Origin of the sequence: Acrocarpospora catenulata, from assembly GCF_018476525.1 — a bacterium.
In the GTDB taxonomy this organism is placed as follows: domain Bacteria; phylum Actinomycetota; class Actinomycetes; order Streptosporangiales; family Streptosporangiaceae; genus Acrocarpospora; species Acrocarpospora catenulata.
Genome location: NZ_JAHCST010000068.1, coordinates 21973 through 38193, shown reverse-complemented (window position 1 = coordinate 38193; position 16221 = coordinate 21973). Strand labels below are relative to the sequence as shown.

Sequence of the window (16221 nt, the reverse complement as noted above, 5' to 3'; positions counted from 1 at the left end):
CTTTCAGGGGTCGACGGGAAGCCGCCGGGCGGCCACGCCGGCCCAGCCTAGGCTGAGGCCGGTCGCGAACAGGACGCCGCCGGTGCCGAGTCCGGCCGCCATGAGGCCGGCCGCGCCGGGGATGAGGAGCTGGCCGGTGCGGTTGCCGAGCAGGCGCAGCGACATGGCCCTGCCGCGCATTCCCGGCGGCGCGGACTCGGCGAGCCAGGACATGGTCAGCGGCTGGCCGACGCCGAGACCGAAGCCGACCACCAGGAGCAGTGCCGCCAGCAGCCACAGCGGCATGGGCACGGAGATGAGCAGCATGGCGGCGGCCGCGGCCAGGGTGCTGACGACCAGCAGCCGGCGTCGGCCGACGGCGCGCGAGAGGCGGCCGAGGAAGAAGCGCGAGGCCATGGAGGCCAGACCCCGGACGGTCAGCAGGAGACCCACGGCGCTCGCGGTCAGGCCGTGCTCGGTGCCGAGCGCGGGCAGGTACACCAGGGTGATGTCGACCGCCGCCAGCACCACGCAGCTGGTCAGCAGGGCGTGGGCCAGGCCGGGCAGGCGCAGCAGTGTCCTCACTTCGCCGCTCTCCACCTGGCCACGGGCAACGGAGCGTCTCGGCGGCAGCAGGGCGGCCAGCACGAGGAGGACCAGGCCCAGGACGCACGACCAGAGAAAGATGCGGTCGGTGTCGGGGATGGCGCCGTCGCCACCTACTGCGGCGATCAGCAGCGGACCCACGGCCTGGCCGAGGGAGGCGGCGAAGGTGTAGTAGCCGAAGGCGGTGTCGTGGCGGCCGCGGTCGGTGGTGTTGGCGACCAGGGCCTGCTGGGCGATGACGCTGCCCAGATGGCCGGTGCCGAGCAGGACACCCGCCAGGACCAGCCCGGCGATCGTGTGGCCGAATACAACGAAGGCGACCGCGGACGCGGTGAGCAGGAGTGCGCCCGCCACCGCGATCCGGCGTTCGCCGTAGCGGTCGGTGGCGTGGCCGGCGGGCAGGGCGAGCAGCAGCGGCGCGATGGCGAAGGTGGCGCCGAGCACGCCGAGCCAGGCCGTCGGCACGTCGAGTTCGAGCGCGCGGTAGGACAGGCTGGGGCGCAGCACGAAGGTGATCACCTGGGTGCCGACCGTGTGCGCCATCAGAAGATGACGGCGTTCAGACATCCCCTGTGTCCAGGCCGGGGTGGAGCTTGCGCAGGCGCCAGGCGGCCTGGGCGCCGAGGCTGGTGTCGATGTGCTCGCGCATGACGGCGGCGGCGGATTCGGCGTCGCCCGCGATCACGTACTCCACCAGGGCCTCGTGTTCGGCGGCCTTGCGGTCGCGCTCCTCCTGACCGCGCTCGATCTCCAGGGCGAAGCGGCGGTAGCGGTCGGCCTTGTCCCACAGGCTGTCGAGGGTCTGGATGAGCAGGTCGTTGTGTGCGGCGCCGTAGAGTGCGGCGTGGAACTTGCGGTGGGCGACGAGCTGCTCGTAGGCGGGGTTGCCGGGGAGCGGCTTGAGGCCCTCGACCGCGGCGCGTATCGCCGCGATGTCGGCCTTGGTACGGCGTTCCGCGGCCAGCGCGACGGCCAGCGGGTCCAGCGAGCGGCGCAGTTCGAGCAGGTCGCGGGCTTCCTCGGCGGCCAGAGGTGCGACGCGGGCGTCGCGGTGGGCGTCGAGTTCGACCAGTCCTTCGCTCTTGAGCCGGCGCAGGGCCTCGCGCAGGGGGGTGGTGCTGATGCCGATCCCGCGAGCCAGTTGGGCCTGGGCGATGACCGAGCCGGGAAGCAGCTCCCCGGAAAGGATCAGCTCCTTGACACGGACGTAGGCGTAGTCCGCCTTGGTCGTGTAGAGGTCGGCCGCTGGTTCACTCATCGCAGTCCCGTCTCGTCGGTAGCGGTTATAACCTACACCGCCTCCCCGCCCTGTCGGCAAGTGTCCACCATTACCGGTAGATATCCACCAGGGCTGCCTTCCACCTCTATAAGGCATCAAGGATGTTCATCGCGTTACATTCCGGAAACGAGGGGTTGACGTCATAGGTTATAACGAAGCAGAGTGTGCGCCATCGCAGGCGACGGCGGACAGCCTCGCCTGGTCTAGGAGGACAGCACATGACGACCTTCCACTCCACATTCCGGGCCGTCGGCGTCGCCGTACTCGCGCTCGGCCTGCTCACGGCCTGTGGCGGGGGCGGGACGGCGGCGGAACCGCCGGCGAACTCGATCGCCACCGGCCAGGCCCCGTCGTACTACCCGAGCGACTACGCCCAGCTGATCGAGACCTCCAGGCAGGAGGGCGGCACCCTCACCATCTACTCCAACACCGACCAGGAGAACTGGGCGCCGATCTTCCGCGACTTCCAGAAGAAGTACCCCTGGGTGACGAAGATCGCGGCGAACAACCTCGACAGCGACGAGGTGTTCCAGCGCGTGCTGAGCGAGCAGGCCACGGGCAACTCACCGGCCGACCTGGTCGTGTCGAACGCCGCCCAGGCGTGGGCCGACTTCGCCGCCAGGCCGGGCACCCTCCTGGCGTACGCCTCCCCGGAGAAGGGCCGGCTGCCGGACTTCGCCGAGCTGCTGCCGAACGTGTACGCGATGTCGGTCGACCCGATGTCGATCGCGTACAACACCTCGCTGCTGCCGGAGAAGCCGACCGGGCTGAAGAGCCTGGCGGCGATCCTGGCCAAGGACCCCGCCCAGTACCAGAGCAAGATCACCGCACGGGACGTCAGCGGCGCGTTCGGCTTCACCGTCTCCCACGCCTTCGCCGAGGCCCGCCCGGACTCCTGGACGTCGCTGCAGTCGGTGCTCCCCCTGGCCAGGCCGGAGACCTCGTCCGGCACCCAGCTGGAGAAGATCACCTCCGGGGAGTACGTGGCCGGGTTCTTCGTCAGCGCCGCTCCGGCGTACCCGGCGGTGGCCAAGAGCGGTGGCCTGCTGGCGATCTCCTTCCTCGACGACGGCACCGTCGCGCTGCCGCGCGGCATCGGCGTGGCCGCCAAGGCGCCGCATCCCGCCACCTCGAAGCTGTTCGTCGACTTCGTCCTGTCGCAGGAGGGCCAGCGAGCGGTGGCCGAGGGCGGGCTCACCTCCTACCGCGAGGGAATCCCGGCCGAGGGCGGGCTGCACACCTACCAGGAGCTCGTCAAGTCCGTGGGTGAGGCCAACGTCATCCTCGCCGAGTACACGAAGGTCGACGACGCCGCGGTCAAGTCCTTCACCGACAAGTGGAACGGCCTGCTGGGTCGCTGACCTGAGGCCGAAAGGATCGAGATGACCACCCTGTCCCCACCTCGTCCGGCGGTGCATCCCCCGCCGCGCTACCGCCGCCCCCTCGGGCTGGCCCGGGAGAGCTGGCTGCACTACGGCGTACTGCTCCTGCTGGCCGTGCTGGTGCTGGCGCCGGTCGTCCCGACGTTGTACCAGTCCTTCCTCGACCGCCCGTTGTACGAGGCGGGCGGCATCCTGAGCGTGGACAACTACGTGCGGTTGTTCACCGAGGCGGGATTCGGCCGCGTCGTGCTCAACACCGCGCTGTTCGCCGGGCTCACCACCCTGCTCAGCCTGCTCATCGCGGTGCCGATGGCCGTGGTCGTGGTCCGCACCAAGCTGCCGGGCGGCCGCCTCTTCGCGGCCGCCATGCAGTGGCCCTTCTTCATCTCCTCGCTCATCCTGGGCTTCGGCTGGATCACCATCTACGGCCCGGCCGGGTTCGTCAGCGTCGAGGTGCGGCGGATGCTCGGCTTCCTGCCGTGGAACCTGTACTCCATTCCCGGCATGGCGGTCACCGAGGCCGTGGCGCTGGCCCCGATCGTCTACACCTTCTGCGCCAACGCGCTGCGCCAGAGCGACGCCTCGCTGGAGGCGGCCGCCCAGGTGTGCGGGGCGGGCCCGCTGCGCATCCTGCGCTCGGTGATCCTGCCGATGCTCCGGCCGCCCATCGTCTACAGCTCGATCCTGGTGATCAGCATGTCGGTGGAGACGCTGAGCGTGCCGCTGCTGTTCGGCCAGCCGGTCGGCATCGACGTCTTCTCCACGTTCCTGTACCGCAACGGCCTGCAGTCGATCAGCCCGGACTACGGGGTGCTGGGCGCGGCCTCGGCGATCATCCTGCTGGTCACGGTCAGCCTGGTCGCGCTGCAGGCCAAGCTGCTGAAGAACGCCCAGCGGTTCGTGTCCGTACGGGGCAAGGCCACCCGGCCACGCCGCCTGGACCTGGGCTGGCTGAAGTGGGTGAGCGTGGCCGCCATCGCCTGCTACGTGGTGCTGGGCGCCCTGGTGCCCATCGGCGGGCTCGTGTTCCGCTCCTTCACGCTGGTGTTCACCCCCCTGCAGTCGCCGTTCAGGACCCTCACCGGCGCGAACTACGAGCGGATCTTCACCTATCCGGTCTACGTGCAGTCCATCGTCAACAGCCTCCTGGTGGCCGCCATCGGCGCCGTCCTGGTCAGCGGGCTGTCGCTGCTGGCGGTGATGGTGGCCAGGCGGTCGGACTTCCGCTTCGCCCGCGCGGTGGAGTACCTGGCGCTCGCCCCGCAGGCGATGCCCGGCATCATCGTCGGCATCGGCCTGTTCTGGGCGCTGGCCTTCGCCCCCTTCGGCCTCGGCACCCTGGTTCAGGGCACACTCTGGGCGTTGATCATCGGCTTCGGCCTGCGGGCGCTCCCCAGCGGGTTCGGCTCCATCTCACCGTCGATCATGCAGATCGGCCGGGAGCTCGACAACGCGGCCCGGGTCTCCGGCGCGGACTGGGTCCGTACCTTCACCCGGATCCTGGCCGCGCTGCTGCGGCCGGCCTTCGCCGGAGCGCTGATCCTGACCTTCGTGACGCTGCTCAAGGAGTACTCACCGGCGGTGTTCCTGGGCTCGGCCGACTCCAACATCATCGGCACCACGATGCTCGAACTCTGGGTCCAGGGCAACACCGGCTCGGTGGCCGCGCTGGCCAGCCTGCAGATCGCCATCACGGCCACCTTCGTCGGGCTCGCCGGACTACTTCTCAAGGGACGCAACGATGCCTGAGGTCAAGGTTTCCCGCCTGTCCAAGCAGTTCGGGGACAACGCGGTACTGCGCGACATCACCTTCACCATCGCCGACGGGGAGTTCTTCACCCTCCTGGGCCCCAGCGGCTGCGGCAAGTCCACCACGCTGGCGTGCATCGCCGGGCTGGAGCGGCCGACCAGCGGAAGCATCGCGGTCGGCCCGGCCACCTTCGTCGACTCCGGCACGTTCGTTCCGCCGGAGGGCCGCAACCTCGGCATGGTGTTCCAGTCGTACGCGCTGTGGCCGCACCTGACCGTCGCCCAGAACCTCGCCATGCCGCTCAGGATCCGCAAGGTCGACCGGCGCAGGCAGGACGAGCTGATCACCGAGTCCCTGGCCAAGGTGGGCCTGGCCGAACTGAAGAACCGCTACCCCCACCAGCTCTCCGGCGGCCAGCAGCAGCGCGTCGCGCTCGCCCGCGCGCTGGTCTACTCCCCCAGCGTGCTCCTGCTGGACGAGCCGCTGTCCAACCTGGACGCGCAGCTGCGCGAGCAGGCCCGCGCCTGGCTCAAGCGGCTGCAGGCGGAACTCGGCATCACCACCGTGTACGTCACCCACGACCAGGAGGAGGCGCTGGCCCTGAGCGACCGCATCGCGGTGATGTCCGAGGGCGACATGGTGCAGATCGGCACCCCCAAGGAGATCTACGAGACGCCCGCGACCGCGCGGGTGGCCGCCTTCGTCGGCCGGTGCAACTTCCTCACCGGCACCGTGACCGGCCAGGCGGAGGTGCGGCTCGACTGCACCGGGCAGACCCTGGCCGTCCTGCCCGGAGCGGCCGGCGACGGCCGGCGGGTCAGCGTCGCCATCCGCCCGGAACGGCTGGAAATCCTGCCCGAGGGCCGCACCGCCCCCGCCGGCGTGAACGTGCTGACCGCCCAGGTGCTCACCGGCTCCTACATCGGCTCCCGCTACGAGTACGACCTGCGCCTGGGCGACCACGTCATCCAGGTGGAGAGCAACCGCGCCGGCCTGACGGGGGAGGTCACCCTGCTCGCCGACCCGTCCGCCTGCCTCGTCTACCCCACCACCGACGTCCTGCCCGAGGACGCCGAAGCACTCCTCACCGTCTCCCACTGAAGGACGTATCCCCCGTGACTTCCTACCGTCTTGGCGTACTCGAAGGTGACGGCATCGGCCCCGAGATCGTCCCCGCGTCCGTACTGGTGCTGGACGCCGCACTCGCCGCGGTGGGCGCGCCGCCGGTGGAGTGGGTGCGGCTGCCGCTGGGCGCCTCGGCCATCGACGCCCACGGCGACGCGGTGCCGGAGTCGACGCTGGCCGCGCTCGCCGAGTTGGACGCCTGGCTGCTCGGCCCGCACGACAGCGCCGCGTACCCGGAACCGCACCGCTCCAGGCTCAACCCCAGTGGCACCATCCGCAAGCACTTCGACCTGTTCGCCAACATCCGGCCGGCCAAGGCCTTCGAGGGCGCCTACGCGATCGTCCCCCATACCGACCTGGTCATCGTCCGGGAGAACACCCAGGGCTTCTACGCCGACCGCAGCACCTACAAGGGCAGCGGCGAGTTCATGCCCAGCCCCGACGTGGCCATCGCCATGGGCATCATCACTCGGCCAGCGGTCGAGCGGATCGCCGTGGCGGCGTTCGAGCTGGCCGCCCGCAGGCGCGGAAAGCTCACCATCGTGCACAAGGCGAACGTGCTGAAGCTGACCACCGGCATGTTCCGCGACGTCTGCCGCGAGGTCGCCGCCCGCTACCCGGACGTCGAGGTGGACGACTTCCACATCGACGCCATGACCGTCCACCTGGTACGGCGGGCGAACGACTTCGACGTGATCGTCACCGAGAACATGTTCGGCGACATCCTGTCCGACCTGGCGGGCGAGATCGCCGGATCACTCGGCATCGCCCCCTCCATCAACGCCTCCCACGAGCGCGCCATGGCCCAGGCCGCCCACGGCTCCGCCCCCGACATCGCCGGGCAGGACGTGGCCAACCCGATCGCGATGATCCTCTCCAGCGCCATGCTGCTCGACTGGCTCGGCGCCCGCCACCAGGACGCCGCCCTGACCCAGGCCGCGGCGCTGATCGAAGCGGCGGTCGCCGGCACGGTCCGCGCCGGCACCCGCACCAGGGACATGGGCGGCACGGCGGGCACCCGTGAGTTCGCCGAGGCCGTGGCGGCCGACCTCAAGAGGACGCGATGAGGCCCACGGTCGCGGTCGTCAACGCCACCCCCGCCTCCATGGAACCGGCAGCCGACGGGCTCGGCGAAGGGTTCCCCGAGGCCACCGCGTGGCACCTGCTGGACGACCGGCTGGTGACCGAGGCGGATGCGGCCGGGGGCATGACACCCGCGCTGACGCGCCGGATGCTCGCCCTCATCGACTACGCGGTACGCGGCGGCGCCGACGCCGTGCTCCTGTCGTGCTCGATGTACGGCCCGGTCGCCGAACTCGCCCGGCGGACCTGCGACGTGCCGGTCACGGGATCGGACGAGGCGATGTTCGCCGAGGTGGCGCGGCGTCGTCCGGGCAGGGTCCTGCTGCTCGGCTCGCTCGAGTCGGCCGCGGCCGACTCGGCGCGGCGGCTGACGGAAGCGGCCGGCGGGGTCGAGGTGAGCGCGGTCGCGGCGCCGGGAGCCGCCGCGGCGGCGTCCGCCCGCGACTGGCCCGACCTGGTCGGCGCGCTGGCGCGGGCCGCCGAGCCCCGTCTCGACGGCGTGGAGCTGGTGCTGCTCGGGCAGTACTCCATCAGCCCGGTCCACGCCGAGCTGGCCGATCGCCTCGGGGTCCCGGTCCTCAGCCCGCCGCTCACGGCGGCGCGGACGTTGCGCGCGGCGTGGCTGCCGCCGGCCTCCCGCGAGGAGCCGGCATGACCGTGCTCGGCTGCGTCGCCGACGACTACACCGGCGGCACCGACGTGGCAGCCGCCCTGCGCCGTTCGGGACTGCGCACGGTCCTGCTGTTCGGCACGCCACCGCCTGGCGTGGACATACCGGACTGCGACGCCGTCGTCGTCGCGCTCAAGACCCGCTCGGCACCGGCGCGGGAGGCCGTGGCCGCGTCGCTGGCCGCGCGGGACCGGCTCACCGGGCTGGGCGCTCGGCGGGTGTACTTCAAGTACTGTTCCACCTTCGACTCCACCGACGAGGGCAACATCGGCCCGGTCGCCGACGCGCTGACCGAGGCGGCCGGGGAGCGGCTGACCGTCGTCTGCCCTGCCGCGCCGGAACACGGCCGCACGGTCTACCAGGGCCACCTGTTCGTCGGCGACCGGCTGCTGTCCGAGTCGCCGATGCGGCACCACCCGCTCACCCCCATGACCGATCCCGACCTGGTCCGCGTGCTCGGCGCGCAGACCCAGTACGGTGTCGCGCTGGTCGCGCACCAGACAATCGCCCGTGGCCAGGACGCGGTGCGGGCCGCGCTGGACGAGCTGGAGGCGCGCGGCGTCCGCTACGCCGTGACCGACGCCGTCGATGACCGTGATCTCGACGTCGTCGCCCGCGCCGCCGCGCACCTTCCCGTCCTCACCGGAGCGGCTGGGCTGGCCCGCGCGGCAGGAGCCCTGGCGGCGAGCCGCACGCCCGTCCGGGACGACCTGCCCGTTCTTCCGTCGGGGCCGGGTGTGGTGCTGGCGGGCAGTTGCTCGGCGGCCACCCTGGAGCAGGTGGCGCGCGCCAGGGAACACATGCCCTCCCACCGGCTCGACCCGGCCGGAGGTGACCTGGCAGGAAAGGCCATCCACTGGCTGGAGACCCACTTCGGCGGGAGTGGCCAGGTCATGGTCTACTCCTCGGCCCCGCCCGAGGAGCGCTCGCCCGGCTCGGCCGAGATCCTGGAGCAGGCGCTGGCGGCTGTCGCGGCCCGCGCCGCCCAGCTCGGCGCCCGCCGCATCGTCGTCGCCGGTGGTGAGACCTCCGGGGCCGTGGTCAACGCGCTCGGGGTGACCGGGGCGGTGGTGGGCGGCGAGGCGGACCCGGGCGTGCCGTGGCTGCTCACCACCGGCCACCCACCCCTGGCGCTGCTGCTGAAGTCCGGCAACTTCGGCCGGCCCGACCTGCTCGTCCAAGCCGTGGAAGCACCATGACCGAAATATCCCTCCAGATCGCGCAGCTGGGCGCATCCCTGTTCCACCGGCGCCTGACGCACGGCCGTACCGGCAACATCAGCGCCCGCACCGGGGACGGCTTCCTGATCACACCCACCGGCGGTTCGCTCGGTGACCTGTCGCCCGATGGCCTGTCGCTCGTCAGCCTGACGGGAGAGCACCTGACCGGGCCCCGCCCCTCCAAGGAGGCGTTCCTGCACGCGGCCGTCTACCGGGCCCGCCCGGACGCCGGCGCGGTGGTCCACCTGCACAGCACCTACTCGGTCGCCGTGTCCTGCCACGACGGCCTGGACCCGGACGACGCGCTGCCGCCGCTGACCGCCTACTACGTGATGCGCGTCGGGCGGCTGCCGCTCCTGCCCTACCACGCGCCGGGCGACCCGGCGCTGGGACCGATCGCCGAACGAGCCGCCCGTACGGCACACGCCCTGCTGCTGGCCAACCACGGACCCATCGTCGCGGGCGGCGACCTGGGCTCCGCCGCCGACGCGGTGGAGGAACTGGAGGAGACGGCACGGCTGTGGCTGCTGCTGCGCGACCGCCCCATCCGCCCACTCACGCCCGACCAGGCCAGGAGCCTCACATGATCCATCCGCCAGAGCTGATCGCTTTCGGGACCGCGGTCCTGGCCTCACTCGGCGTCCCGGAACAGGACGCGGCCCTCGTGGCCGACAGCCTGGTCACCTCCGACATGTGGGGACACCCCTCACATGGCATGCTGCGCCTGGAGTGGTACGCCGCCCGGCTGCGCTCCGGCGCCATGCGTGCGGCGACCGAGGTGGCGACCGTGATCGACGGCGGCGCCGTCGCCGTACTTGACGGCCAGGACGGCGTCGGCCAGGTCGTGACCGCCCACGCGGCCCGCGACGCCGTACGCCGCGCGGGCGCGCACGGCGTCGGCGTGGTGGCGGTCCGCAACAGCAACCACTTCGGCACCGCCGCCTACTTCACCCGCATGATCGCCGAAGCGGGTTGCGTCGCCGTCCTAACCACCAACGGCAGTCCCGCCATGGCGCCCTGGGGTGGCCGGGAGAAGGCCGTGGGCGCCAACCCGTGGTCCATCGCGGTCCCCGGCGGCCGACGCGGTCCGGTCGTGCTGGACATCGCCAACACCACGGTGGCCCGCGGCAAGATCTACGCCGCGCTGGAACGGGAACAGCCGATCCCGCAAGGCTGGGCGCAGGCGGCGGACGGCACCCCCACCACCGACCCGCGGTCGGCCATCGACGGGCTCATCCTGCCCATGGCCGGGCACAAGGGGTACGGCATCTCCCTCATGATGGACATGCTCTCCGGGGTGCTCACCGGGAGCTCCTACGCCACCGACGTGACCGGTCCGTACGTGCCCGACCGCCGCAGCGGCTGCGGCCATCTGCTGCTGGCCCTCCGCCTCGACGCCGTGGCCGACCCCGGCGACTACGCCCGGCGGCTCGACGACCTCATCGACCGCGTCAAGGCCGTGCCACTCGCGCCCGGCTTCGACGAGATCTTCTACCCCGGCGAGATCGAGGACCGCAACGCCGCCACAGCGGCCACCGCCGGGGTTCGACTGCCCGACCGGACCCTGCGCGCCCTGGAACGGCTGGCCGGCGCGTGCGGGATCCCGCTGCCCGAGTGGATGGTGGCCGCATGTTCGTCGTGATCGTCAACCTCCAGGTGCGGCCCGACCGGCTGGCGGCGTTCCTCGACGGCATCCAGGCCAACGCGCTGGCCAGCCGCCAGGAGCCCGGCTGCCTCCGCTTCGACGTGCTCCGCAGCGACGAGGACCCGCACCGGTTCCTGCTGTACGAGATCTACCGCGACGAAGCGGCCTTCTACACCGAGCACCGCGCCGCGCCGCACTACGCCGTCTGGCGCCGGGTGGCCGAGGAGTGCGTCGAAGATCACCGCAACACCTTCTGCCATCCCGTCTCCTTGCAAGGGCAGGACTCGTGACCGGTTTCCTCACGGTGGGGTCCCGCCGCTACCGCATCCACCCCGTCAACGCCGCCGCCCGGCTGCCCTACAGCCTGCGCATCATGCTGGAGAACCTGCTGCGCCACGGCGCGCCCGCCGAGCAGGTGCGGGCCGTGGCCGGCTGGGAGCCGAACGCCGAACGGACCGCGGCCGTCGACCTGCACCCCGCGCGGGTGTTCCTGCACGACACCAACGGCGTGCCCGCGCTCGCCGACCTGGCCGCCATGCGGGACGCGATGGCCGCGCTCGGCGGCGACCCCGGCCGCGTCAACCCGGCCGTCCCCGCCGAGCTGGTCGTCGACCACTCGATCATCGCCGACGTCTTCGGCCGGCCTGACGCCCTGGCGCGCAACGCCGAACTCGAGCACGAGCGCAACGCCGAACGCTACCGATTCCTGCGCTGGGGGCAGGCCTCACTGCGCGACTTCACCGTGGTGCCCCCGGGCAAGGGCATCATGCACCAGATCAACGTCGAGCATCTGGCCCGCGTGGTCATGCGGGACGGCGAGGAGGCGTACCCGGACCTGTGCCTGGGCACCGACTCGCACACCACGATGGTCAACGGCCTCGGCACGCTCGGCTGGGGCATCGGCGGCATCGAGGCCGAGGCGGCGATGCTCGGCCAGTCGGTCTCCATCCTGGTGCCCGACGTGGTGGGGGTGCGCCTGCACGGCGACATGCCGCCCGCCACGACCGCGACCGACCTCGTGCTGACGCTCACCGAATTGCTGCGGCGGCACGGCGTGGTCGGCAAGATCGTGGAGTTCCACGGGCCAGGCGTCACCGCGCTGCCGGTCACCGACCGGGTCACCATCTCCAACATGAGCCCCGAGTTCGGCTCCACCGCCGCGCTGTTCCCCATCGACGCGGAAACCATCCGCTACCTGCGCTTCACCGGCCGCGACGCGCACCACGCCGAACTGGTCGAGGCCTACGCCAAGGCGCAGGGGCTGTGGCACGACCCCGACCGTCCGCCCGCCTACACCGCCGACCTCGACCTCGACCTGGCCGGTGTCGTCCCGTCCATCGCCGGTCCGCGCAGGCCGCAGGACCGCATCCCGCTCGACGCGGCCAAGGCCGCCTTTCGCGCCCAGGCCCACCCACCCGTACGGGCGCGGCTGGCGGACAGCGGCCAGGAGATCGGGCACGGCGCCGTCGCCATCGCCGCCATCACCTCGTGCACCAACACCTCCAACCCCTCCGTCATGGTGGCCGCCGGGCTGCTCGCCAAGAAGGCGGCCGAACGCGGGCTGCGGGCCAAGCCATGGGTGAAGACCACCCTGTCGCCCGGCTCGCGGGTCGTCATGGACTACTACGCCGAAGCGGGGCTGACCCCGTACCTGGAGCGGCTCGGCTTCACCCTGGCCGGCTTCGGCTGCATGACCTGCATCGGCGCCTCCGGGCCGCTCGTCGACGAGGTGTCGCGGGCGGTGGCCGAGCACGACCTCGACGTCGCCGCCGTCCTGTCCGGCAACCGCAACTTCGAGGGCCGCATCCAGCCCGAGGTCCGCTCCAACTACCTGGCCTCTCCCCCGCTCGTCGTCGCGTACGCGATCGCCGGCACGGTGGACCTCGACCTCACCACCGAGCCCCTCGGCTGCGACGACACCGGCCGGCCCGTCTACCTGCACGAGCTGTGGCCCACGCCGGAGGAAATTCGCGACGTCATCGAGCAGGTGATCCGCCCGCGGATGTTCACCCGCGCCTACGCCGACGTCCTCGAAGGAGACCTTCGATGGCAGCGTCTGGACGTCTCCGGCTCGGCCACCTTCCCCTGGGACCCCGCTTCCACCTACGTGCGCCGGCCCCCCTACCTCGACGGCATGCCGCCGGAACCTCCGCCTCCGGCCGACATCACCGGCGCCCGCGTGCTGGTCATGCTGGACGACTTCATCACCACCGACCACATCTCACCGGCCGGGGCCATCCTGCCGACCAGCCCCGCCGGCCGCTACCTCACCGAACTCGGCGTGCCACGCCCCCAACTGAACACCTACGCCTCCCGGCGCGGCAACCACGAGGTCATGATGCGCGGAACCTTCGCCAACGTCCGCCTGCGTAACCGGCTCGCCCCCGGGACCGAGGGTGGCCGCACCCCGAACTTCCTCTCCGACGGCGTGCTCACCAGCGTCTACGACGCCGCTCGTGCCTATCACGCGGCCTCGGTCCCCGCCGTGGTGATCGCCGGAGAAGGCTACGGCGCCGGTTCCTCCCGCGACTGGGCCGCCAAAGGGCCCGCGCTGCTGGGCGTGAAGGCCGTCATCGCCAAGTCCTTCGAACGCATCCATCGCTCGAACCTGGTCGGCATGGGCATCCTCCCGCTGCAGTTCCTCCCCGGCCAGGGCCCCGAAGAACTCGGCCTCACCGGCCGCGAAGTCATCACCATCCACGGCCTCGCCTCACTCACCTCCAGCCGAATTCCGCCAACCCTGACCGTCACCGCCAACGAGATCACCTTCCCGGCCCGCCTCCGCCTCGACACCCCACGCGAAGCGGACTACTACCGGCACGGCGGCATCATGCCCTACGTCCTGCGCGAGTTGCTGATGCCATAGCCCGCGGTTTGCTCCGCCCGGCCGGTCACCGGTCGGCGGCTGATCGGTCACGAATGCGGGTCGGCGCGAACCACGGCCGGCCACGGGTCATCTTTCCAGGCATGAGGAACGTGGCCTGGGCCGGTCATCCGCTGAACGTCGCCGCCGTGGTGGTCCTGTTGCTCAACGACCACGTGTTCAAGGCGCTCTGGCCGGGCGTGGTGACCGGCAAGCTCAGTGACTTCGCCGGGCTGCTCGTCGCCCCGCCGCTGCTCAACCTGCTCATCGGCCGCCCAAGAGTGGCGATCCTGCTGACCGGTGCCGGCTTCGCCCTGGTCAAGACCACCGCCACCGGCGCCGCTCTCGCCTCCCAGGCCTGGACCCTCGTCTGGGGCCCCTCCCAGGTCCTGGCCGACCCCACCGACCTGGTCGCCCTGCCCGCCCTGTACGCCGCGTGGTGGATCTGGAACCACCCCGACCCGGGCGCGGTCCGCCTGGCCCGGGCCCTGGTGGTGATTCCGGTCGCCGTGCTGGCCGTGGCGGCCACCAGCGCGGCCGAGGTCTACCAGCCGTACAGCGCCTTCGCGGTCGAGGTGCATGAGGAGGTGATCCTCGTGGCGGTCCGCGGCGGCCCGTCGTTTGCGCGCAACCCGACCGGATACGCCTCCACCGACGCGGGGAAGTCCTGGTTCCGCCGCGACGTCGAAATCCCTCCGCCCGCGCGTTCACTCGCCTGCCCGCCCGCCCAGCCGGACCGCTGCTACCGGATCGTGCCCGGCAGGCTCAAGGTCGAGGAGTCTGCCAACGGCCGGTGGGTGACGGCGTGGGAGATCTCCCCCGACGACCAGGATCGGCTGTGGCGGGCCTACCCGCCCGACCTGCCCGAGGACGCCGAGGTCGTCGCGTCGCTGGGGATCGCGGTCCAGCCGGTGCCCGGCGGGCACGTGGTGGTCGTCGCCAACGGCGCGGACGGGATCGCCCTGCGGGACGTCTCGGGCACCTGGCGCCGCCTGGGCTGGACCGCGCAAGGGTTCGACGCCGCGGCCGCGGTGTCCCTCACCGCGCCAGGCCGATACGACGACTCCGTCTCCACGGCGGCCCTGCTCGCGGCCTTCGCGGCAGGGTTGGCGGCCATGGCCGCGGGGGTGCGCCGGTTCGACTTCGCCGCCCTCGCGCTGACGGCGTGGGCGGGATTTTGGCTGGTCAGCCTGGAGTCGCTCTTCCGCCCGGTCTACGCGCTCGTGGGCTTCTGCCTGACGCTCGCCGGCGTGGGCGGCATGATCGCAATCGGACACCGCAGCCGGACGCGGCCGCGGGTGTGGGTGATCGGCCTGGCCACCATGCCCGTCGTCCATTTCGCGGTCATGGCGCCGTACTACGTGTGGAGCGCCGGCGGCCTTGGAAACTACTCTCAGGCCACCACGCTGTCGGTCACCCTGGCGATCGTGACGTCCACGACGGCCGTACTCCTGACGGCCAGACCGGCGGACATCGTCCGCAGGCTCAGGAAACGATCAGACATCAGCGGATAGCACCCCGTGGATATAGGACCACAGTTACATTAACTGTGGTCCTATATCGCGGCCGGTCAGGCGACTCGGGAATCGGGCGCCGACCAGGTGTTGCAGGCCTTGGGGTCGCGGGTGGTGAAGCCGCGGTTCATCCAGTAGGCCATGCTCTTGGCCGTGCCGACGAAGTCGTTTGCCTCCTTGCCCATCAGCTTCACGACGGTCTTCCAATCAGCGGACGGGCGCGGCATCGAGCGGTAGACGCTTCCGATGAAGGCGGCCGCGAGGCAGTTCTCCTGGAGTCTCATGCGCCGCGAGAGCGCCGGGAGAGCTTCCACGAAGTCCTCGTCGTCGGAGTCCGGGATGTGCTCGCGCATCGCCGCGTCGATGCCGGTGAGGTTGAGTACGTGGTCGGCGTACAGGTTGGCGGTGAGGTTGAAGATGTACAGGTCGTGGGGGTCCAGGTTGAGCAGCCGCCGGTCGAGCACGATGACGAGCGACTGGTCCTTGTGGCAGTACTCGGAGAACCAGTCCTTGAGCCATTCCTCGCCGCAGAAACGGCGGGGGTTCTTGGTCAGCAGCGACACCTTGGGCTTCTTGAACTTCTGGCCCGACTTGGCGAGCTGCTTGGACCACACCCGGTCCAGGCAGCGCAACACGGAGTTCACGTAGATCTTGGCCACCGCGGGATTGTTCCGCTTGCGGATCGGCTTCTCGGCGCAGACGGAACGGGGGATCACACCGCTGCGGTACAGGGCGTTGTCGGTAAGGGTCGTGTCGTCCTTCGGGTCGGCATGAGCGGGGGTGGCGAGAACCGGAAGGGCGACCGCTAAGAGCAGACCAGGAATCAGGATTCGTTTCACAAGCCTCACATGGTTCCGGCCTGACTCAGATGACGCAAACCCGTTTATCGGTGCTGGAATCGGGTCACTCGGTCGGTGCCGTCGCGCCGCCCCGGGGTGGCGTGGTCGTGGACTTGCCCTGTCGCCGAGACGTACGTGAGGTGCCCGAGGCGGAAATTGAGCAGGGTGGTACTCAATCGGCCGGTCCGGTGGTTCCTACCGTCGGGCGGCATGAGGAGATTCACAGCCGCTCTTGTCGGGCTTGTCACCGCTACCACGATGTTGGC

General features: G+C 71.1%; 14 protein-coding genes. 11 read left to right on the top strand and 3 right to left on the bottom strand.

From position 1 onward, the window contains the following. Positions 1 to 3 precede the first annotated feature (3 nt). Positions 4 to 1128 (bottom strand): MFS transporter, encoded by a 1125-nt coding sequence (locus KIP79_RS39480; RefSeq protein WP_214110135.1) that lies wholly within the window; start codon positions 1126 to 1128, stop codon positions 4 to 6. A gap of 16 nt (positions 1129 to 1144) precedes the next feature. After that, positions 1145 to 1843, bottom strand: a complete 699-nt coding sequence (locus KIP79_RS39475; protein WP_214110134.1) for a GntR family transcriptional regulator — start codon at positions 1841 to 1843, stop codon at positions 1145 to 1147. Between the two features lie 239 nt (positions 1844 to 2082). Between KIP79_RS39475 and KIP79_RS39470 the strand changes: the two genes are divergently transcribed. The 11 genes from KIP79_RS39470 (at position 2083) to KIP79_RS39420 (ending at position 15116) form a co-directional block, all read left to right on the top strand. Then, positions 2083 to 3225: an ABC transporter substrate-binding protein gene (locus KIP79_RS39470; protein ID WP_214110133.1), complete on the top strand. Its 1143-nt coding sequence runs from the start codon at positions 2083 to 2085 to the stop codon at positions 3223 to 3225. Between the two features lie 21 nt (positions 3226 to 3246). Further along, positions 3247 to 4995 (top strand): ABC transporter permease, encoded by a 1749-nt coding sequence (locus tag KIP79_RS39465; RefSeq protein ID WP_214110132.1) that lies wholly within the window; start codon positions 3247 to 3249, stop codon positions 4993 to 4995. Then, positions 4988 to 6097: an ABC transporter ATP-binding protein gene (locus KIP79_RS39460; protein ID WP_214110131.1), complete on the top strand. Its 1110-nt coding sequence runs from the start codon at positions 4988 to 4990 to the stop codon at positions 6095 to 6097. The genes KIP79_RS39465 and KIP79_RS39460 overlap by 8 nt, the downstream gene beginning before the upstream one ends. Positions 6098 to 6111: 14 nt before the next feature. Then, positions 6112 to 7188 carry an isocitrate/isopropylmalate dehydrogenase family protein gene (locus KIP79_RS39455; RefSeq protein ID WP_214110130.1) on the top strand — a complete coding sequence of 359 codons (1077 nt, stop codon included), beginning with the start codon at positions 6112 to 6114 and terminating at the stop codon, positions 7186 to 7188. Continuing rightward, positions 7185 to 7859 (top strand): aspartate/glutamate racemase family protein, encoded by a 675-nt coding sequence (locus KIP79_RS39450; RefSeq protein WP_214110129.1) that lies wholly within the window; start codon positions 7185 to 7187, stop codon positions 7857 to 7859. Before KIP79_RS39455 ends, KIP79_RS39450 begins: the two co-directional genes overlap by 4 nt. Further along, the gene (otnK, locus tag KIP79_RS39445; RefSeq protein WP_214110128.1) at positions 7856 to 9073 is read left to right on the top strand and encodes a 3-oxo-tetronate kinase; all 1218 of its coding nucleotides are present in this window, start codon (positions 7856 to 7858) and stop codon (positions 9071 to 9073) included. The genes KIP79_RS39450 and otnK overlap by 4 nt, the downstream gene beginning before the upstream one ends. Next, entirely contained in the window at positions 9070 to 9681 is a 612-nt protein-coding gene (otnC, locus tag KIP79_RS39440) for a 3-oxo-tetronate 4-phosphate decarboxylase (protein WP_214110127.1), read from the top strand. The genes otnK and otnC overlap by 4 nt, the downstream gene beginning before the upstream one ends. Continuing rightward, positions 9678 to 10736, top strand: coding sequence for an Ldh family oxidoreductase (locus KIP79_RS39435; protein WP_214110126.1), 1059 nt, complete (start codon positions 9678 to 9680; stop codon positions 10734 to 10736). The genes otnC and KIP79_RS39435 overlap by 4 nt, the downstream gene beginning before the upstream one ends. After that, a complete protein-coding gene (locus KIP79_RS39430; RefSeq protein ID WP_214110125.1) occupies positions 10724 to 11029 on the top strand; it encodes a putative quinol monooxygenase in 306 nt (101 codons plus the stop codon). Before KIP79_RS39435 ends, KIP79_RS39430 begins: the two co-directional genes overlap by 13 nt. Continuing rightward, a complete protein-coding gene (gene acnA, locus KIP79_RS39425) occupies positions 11026 to 13605 on the top strand; it encodes an aconitate hydratase AcnA (RefSeq protein ID WP_308170124.1) in 2580 nt (859 codons plus the stop codon). The genes KIP79_RS39430 and acnA overlap by 4 nt, the downstream gene beginning before the upstream one ends. 101 nt (positions 13606 to 13706) lie before the next feature. Further along, entirely contained in the window at positions 13707 to 15116 is a 1410-nt protein-coding gene (locus KIP79_RS39420; protein ID WP_214110124.1) for a hypothetical protein, read from the top strand. A 56-nt stretch (positions 15117 to 15172) separates the two neighbouring features. On the opposite strand, the gene KIP79_RS39415 is transcribed toward KIP79_RS39420, so the two are convergent. After that, complete coding sequence (locus KIP79_RS39415) at positions 15173 to 15955, bottom strand: neutral zinc metallopeptidase (RefSeq protein WP_214110123.1); 783 nt, start codon at positions 15953 to 15955, stop codon at positions 15173 to 15175. Positions 15956 to 16221 lie beyond the last annotated feature (266 nt).

Bases quoted from the DNA above. Each gene is read 5' to 3' on its own strand.
- KIP79_RS39430 (WP_214110125.1), top strand. From the start codon at position 10,724: ATGTTCGTCGTGATCGTCAACCTCCAGGTGCGGCCCGACCGGCTGGCG.
- KIP79_RS39470 (WP_214110133.1), top strand. From the start codon at position 2,083: ATGACGACCTTCCACTCCACATTCCGGGCCGTCGGCGTCGCCGTACTC.
- otnK (WP_214110128.1), top strand. From the start codon at position 7,856: ATGACCGTGCTCGGCTGCGTCGCCGACGACTACACCGGCGGCACCGAC.
- KIP79_RS39475 (WP_214110134.1), bottom strand. From the start codon at position 1,843: ATGAGTGAACCAGCGGCCGACCTCTACACGACCAAGGCGGACTACGCC.
- KIP79_RS39480 (WP_214110135.1), bottom strand. From the start codon at position 1,128: ATGGCGCACACGGTCGGCACCCAGGTGATCACCTTCGTGCTGCGCCCC.
- KIP79_RS39460 (WP_214110131.1), top strand. From the start codon at position 4,988: ATGCCTGAGGTCAAGGTTTCCCGCCTGTCCAAGCAGTTCGGGGACAAC.
- KIP79_RS39420 (WP_214110124.1), top strand. From the start codon at position 13,707: ATGAGGAACGTGGCCTGGGCCGGTCATCCGCTGAACGTCGCCGCCGTG.
- otnC (WP_214110127.1), top strand. From the start codon at position 9,070: ATGACCGAAATATCCCTCCAGATCGCGCAGCTGGGCGCATCCCTGTTC.
- KIP79_RS39450 (WP_214110129.1), top strand. From the start codon at position 7,185: ATGAGGCCCACGGTCGCGGTCGTCAACGCCACCCCCGCCTCCATGGAA.
- KIP79_RS39465 (WP_214110132.1), top strand. From the start codon at position 3,247: ATGACCACCCTGTCCCCACCTCGTCCGGCGGTGCATCCCCCGCCGCGC.
- KIP79_RS39435 (WP_214110126.1), top strand. From the start codon at position 9,678: ATGATCCATCCGCCAGAGCTGATCGCTTTCGGGACCGCGGTCCTGGCC.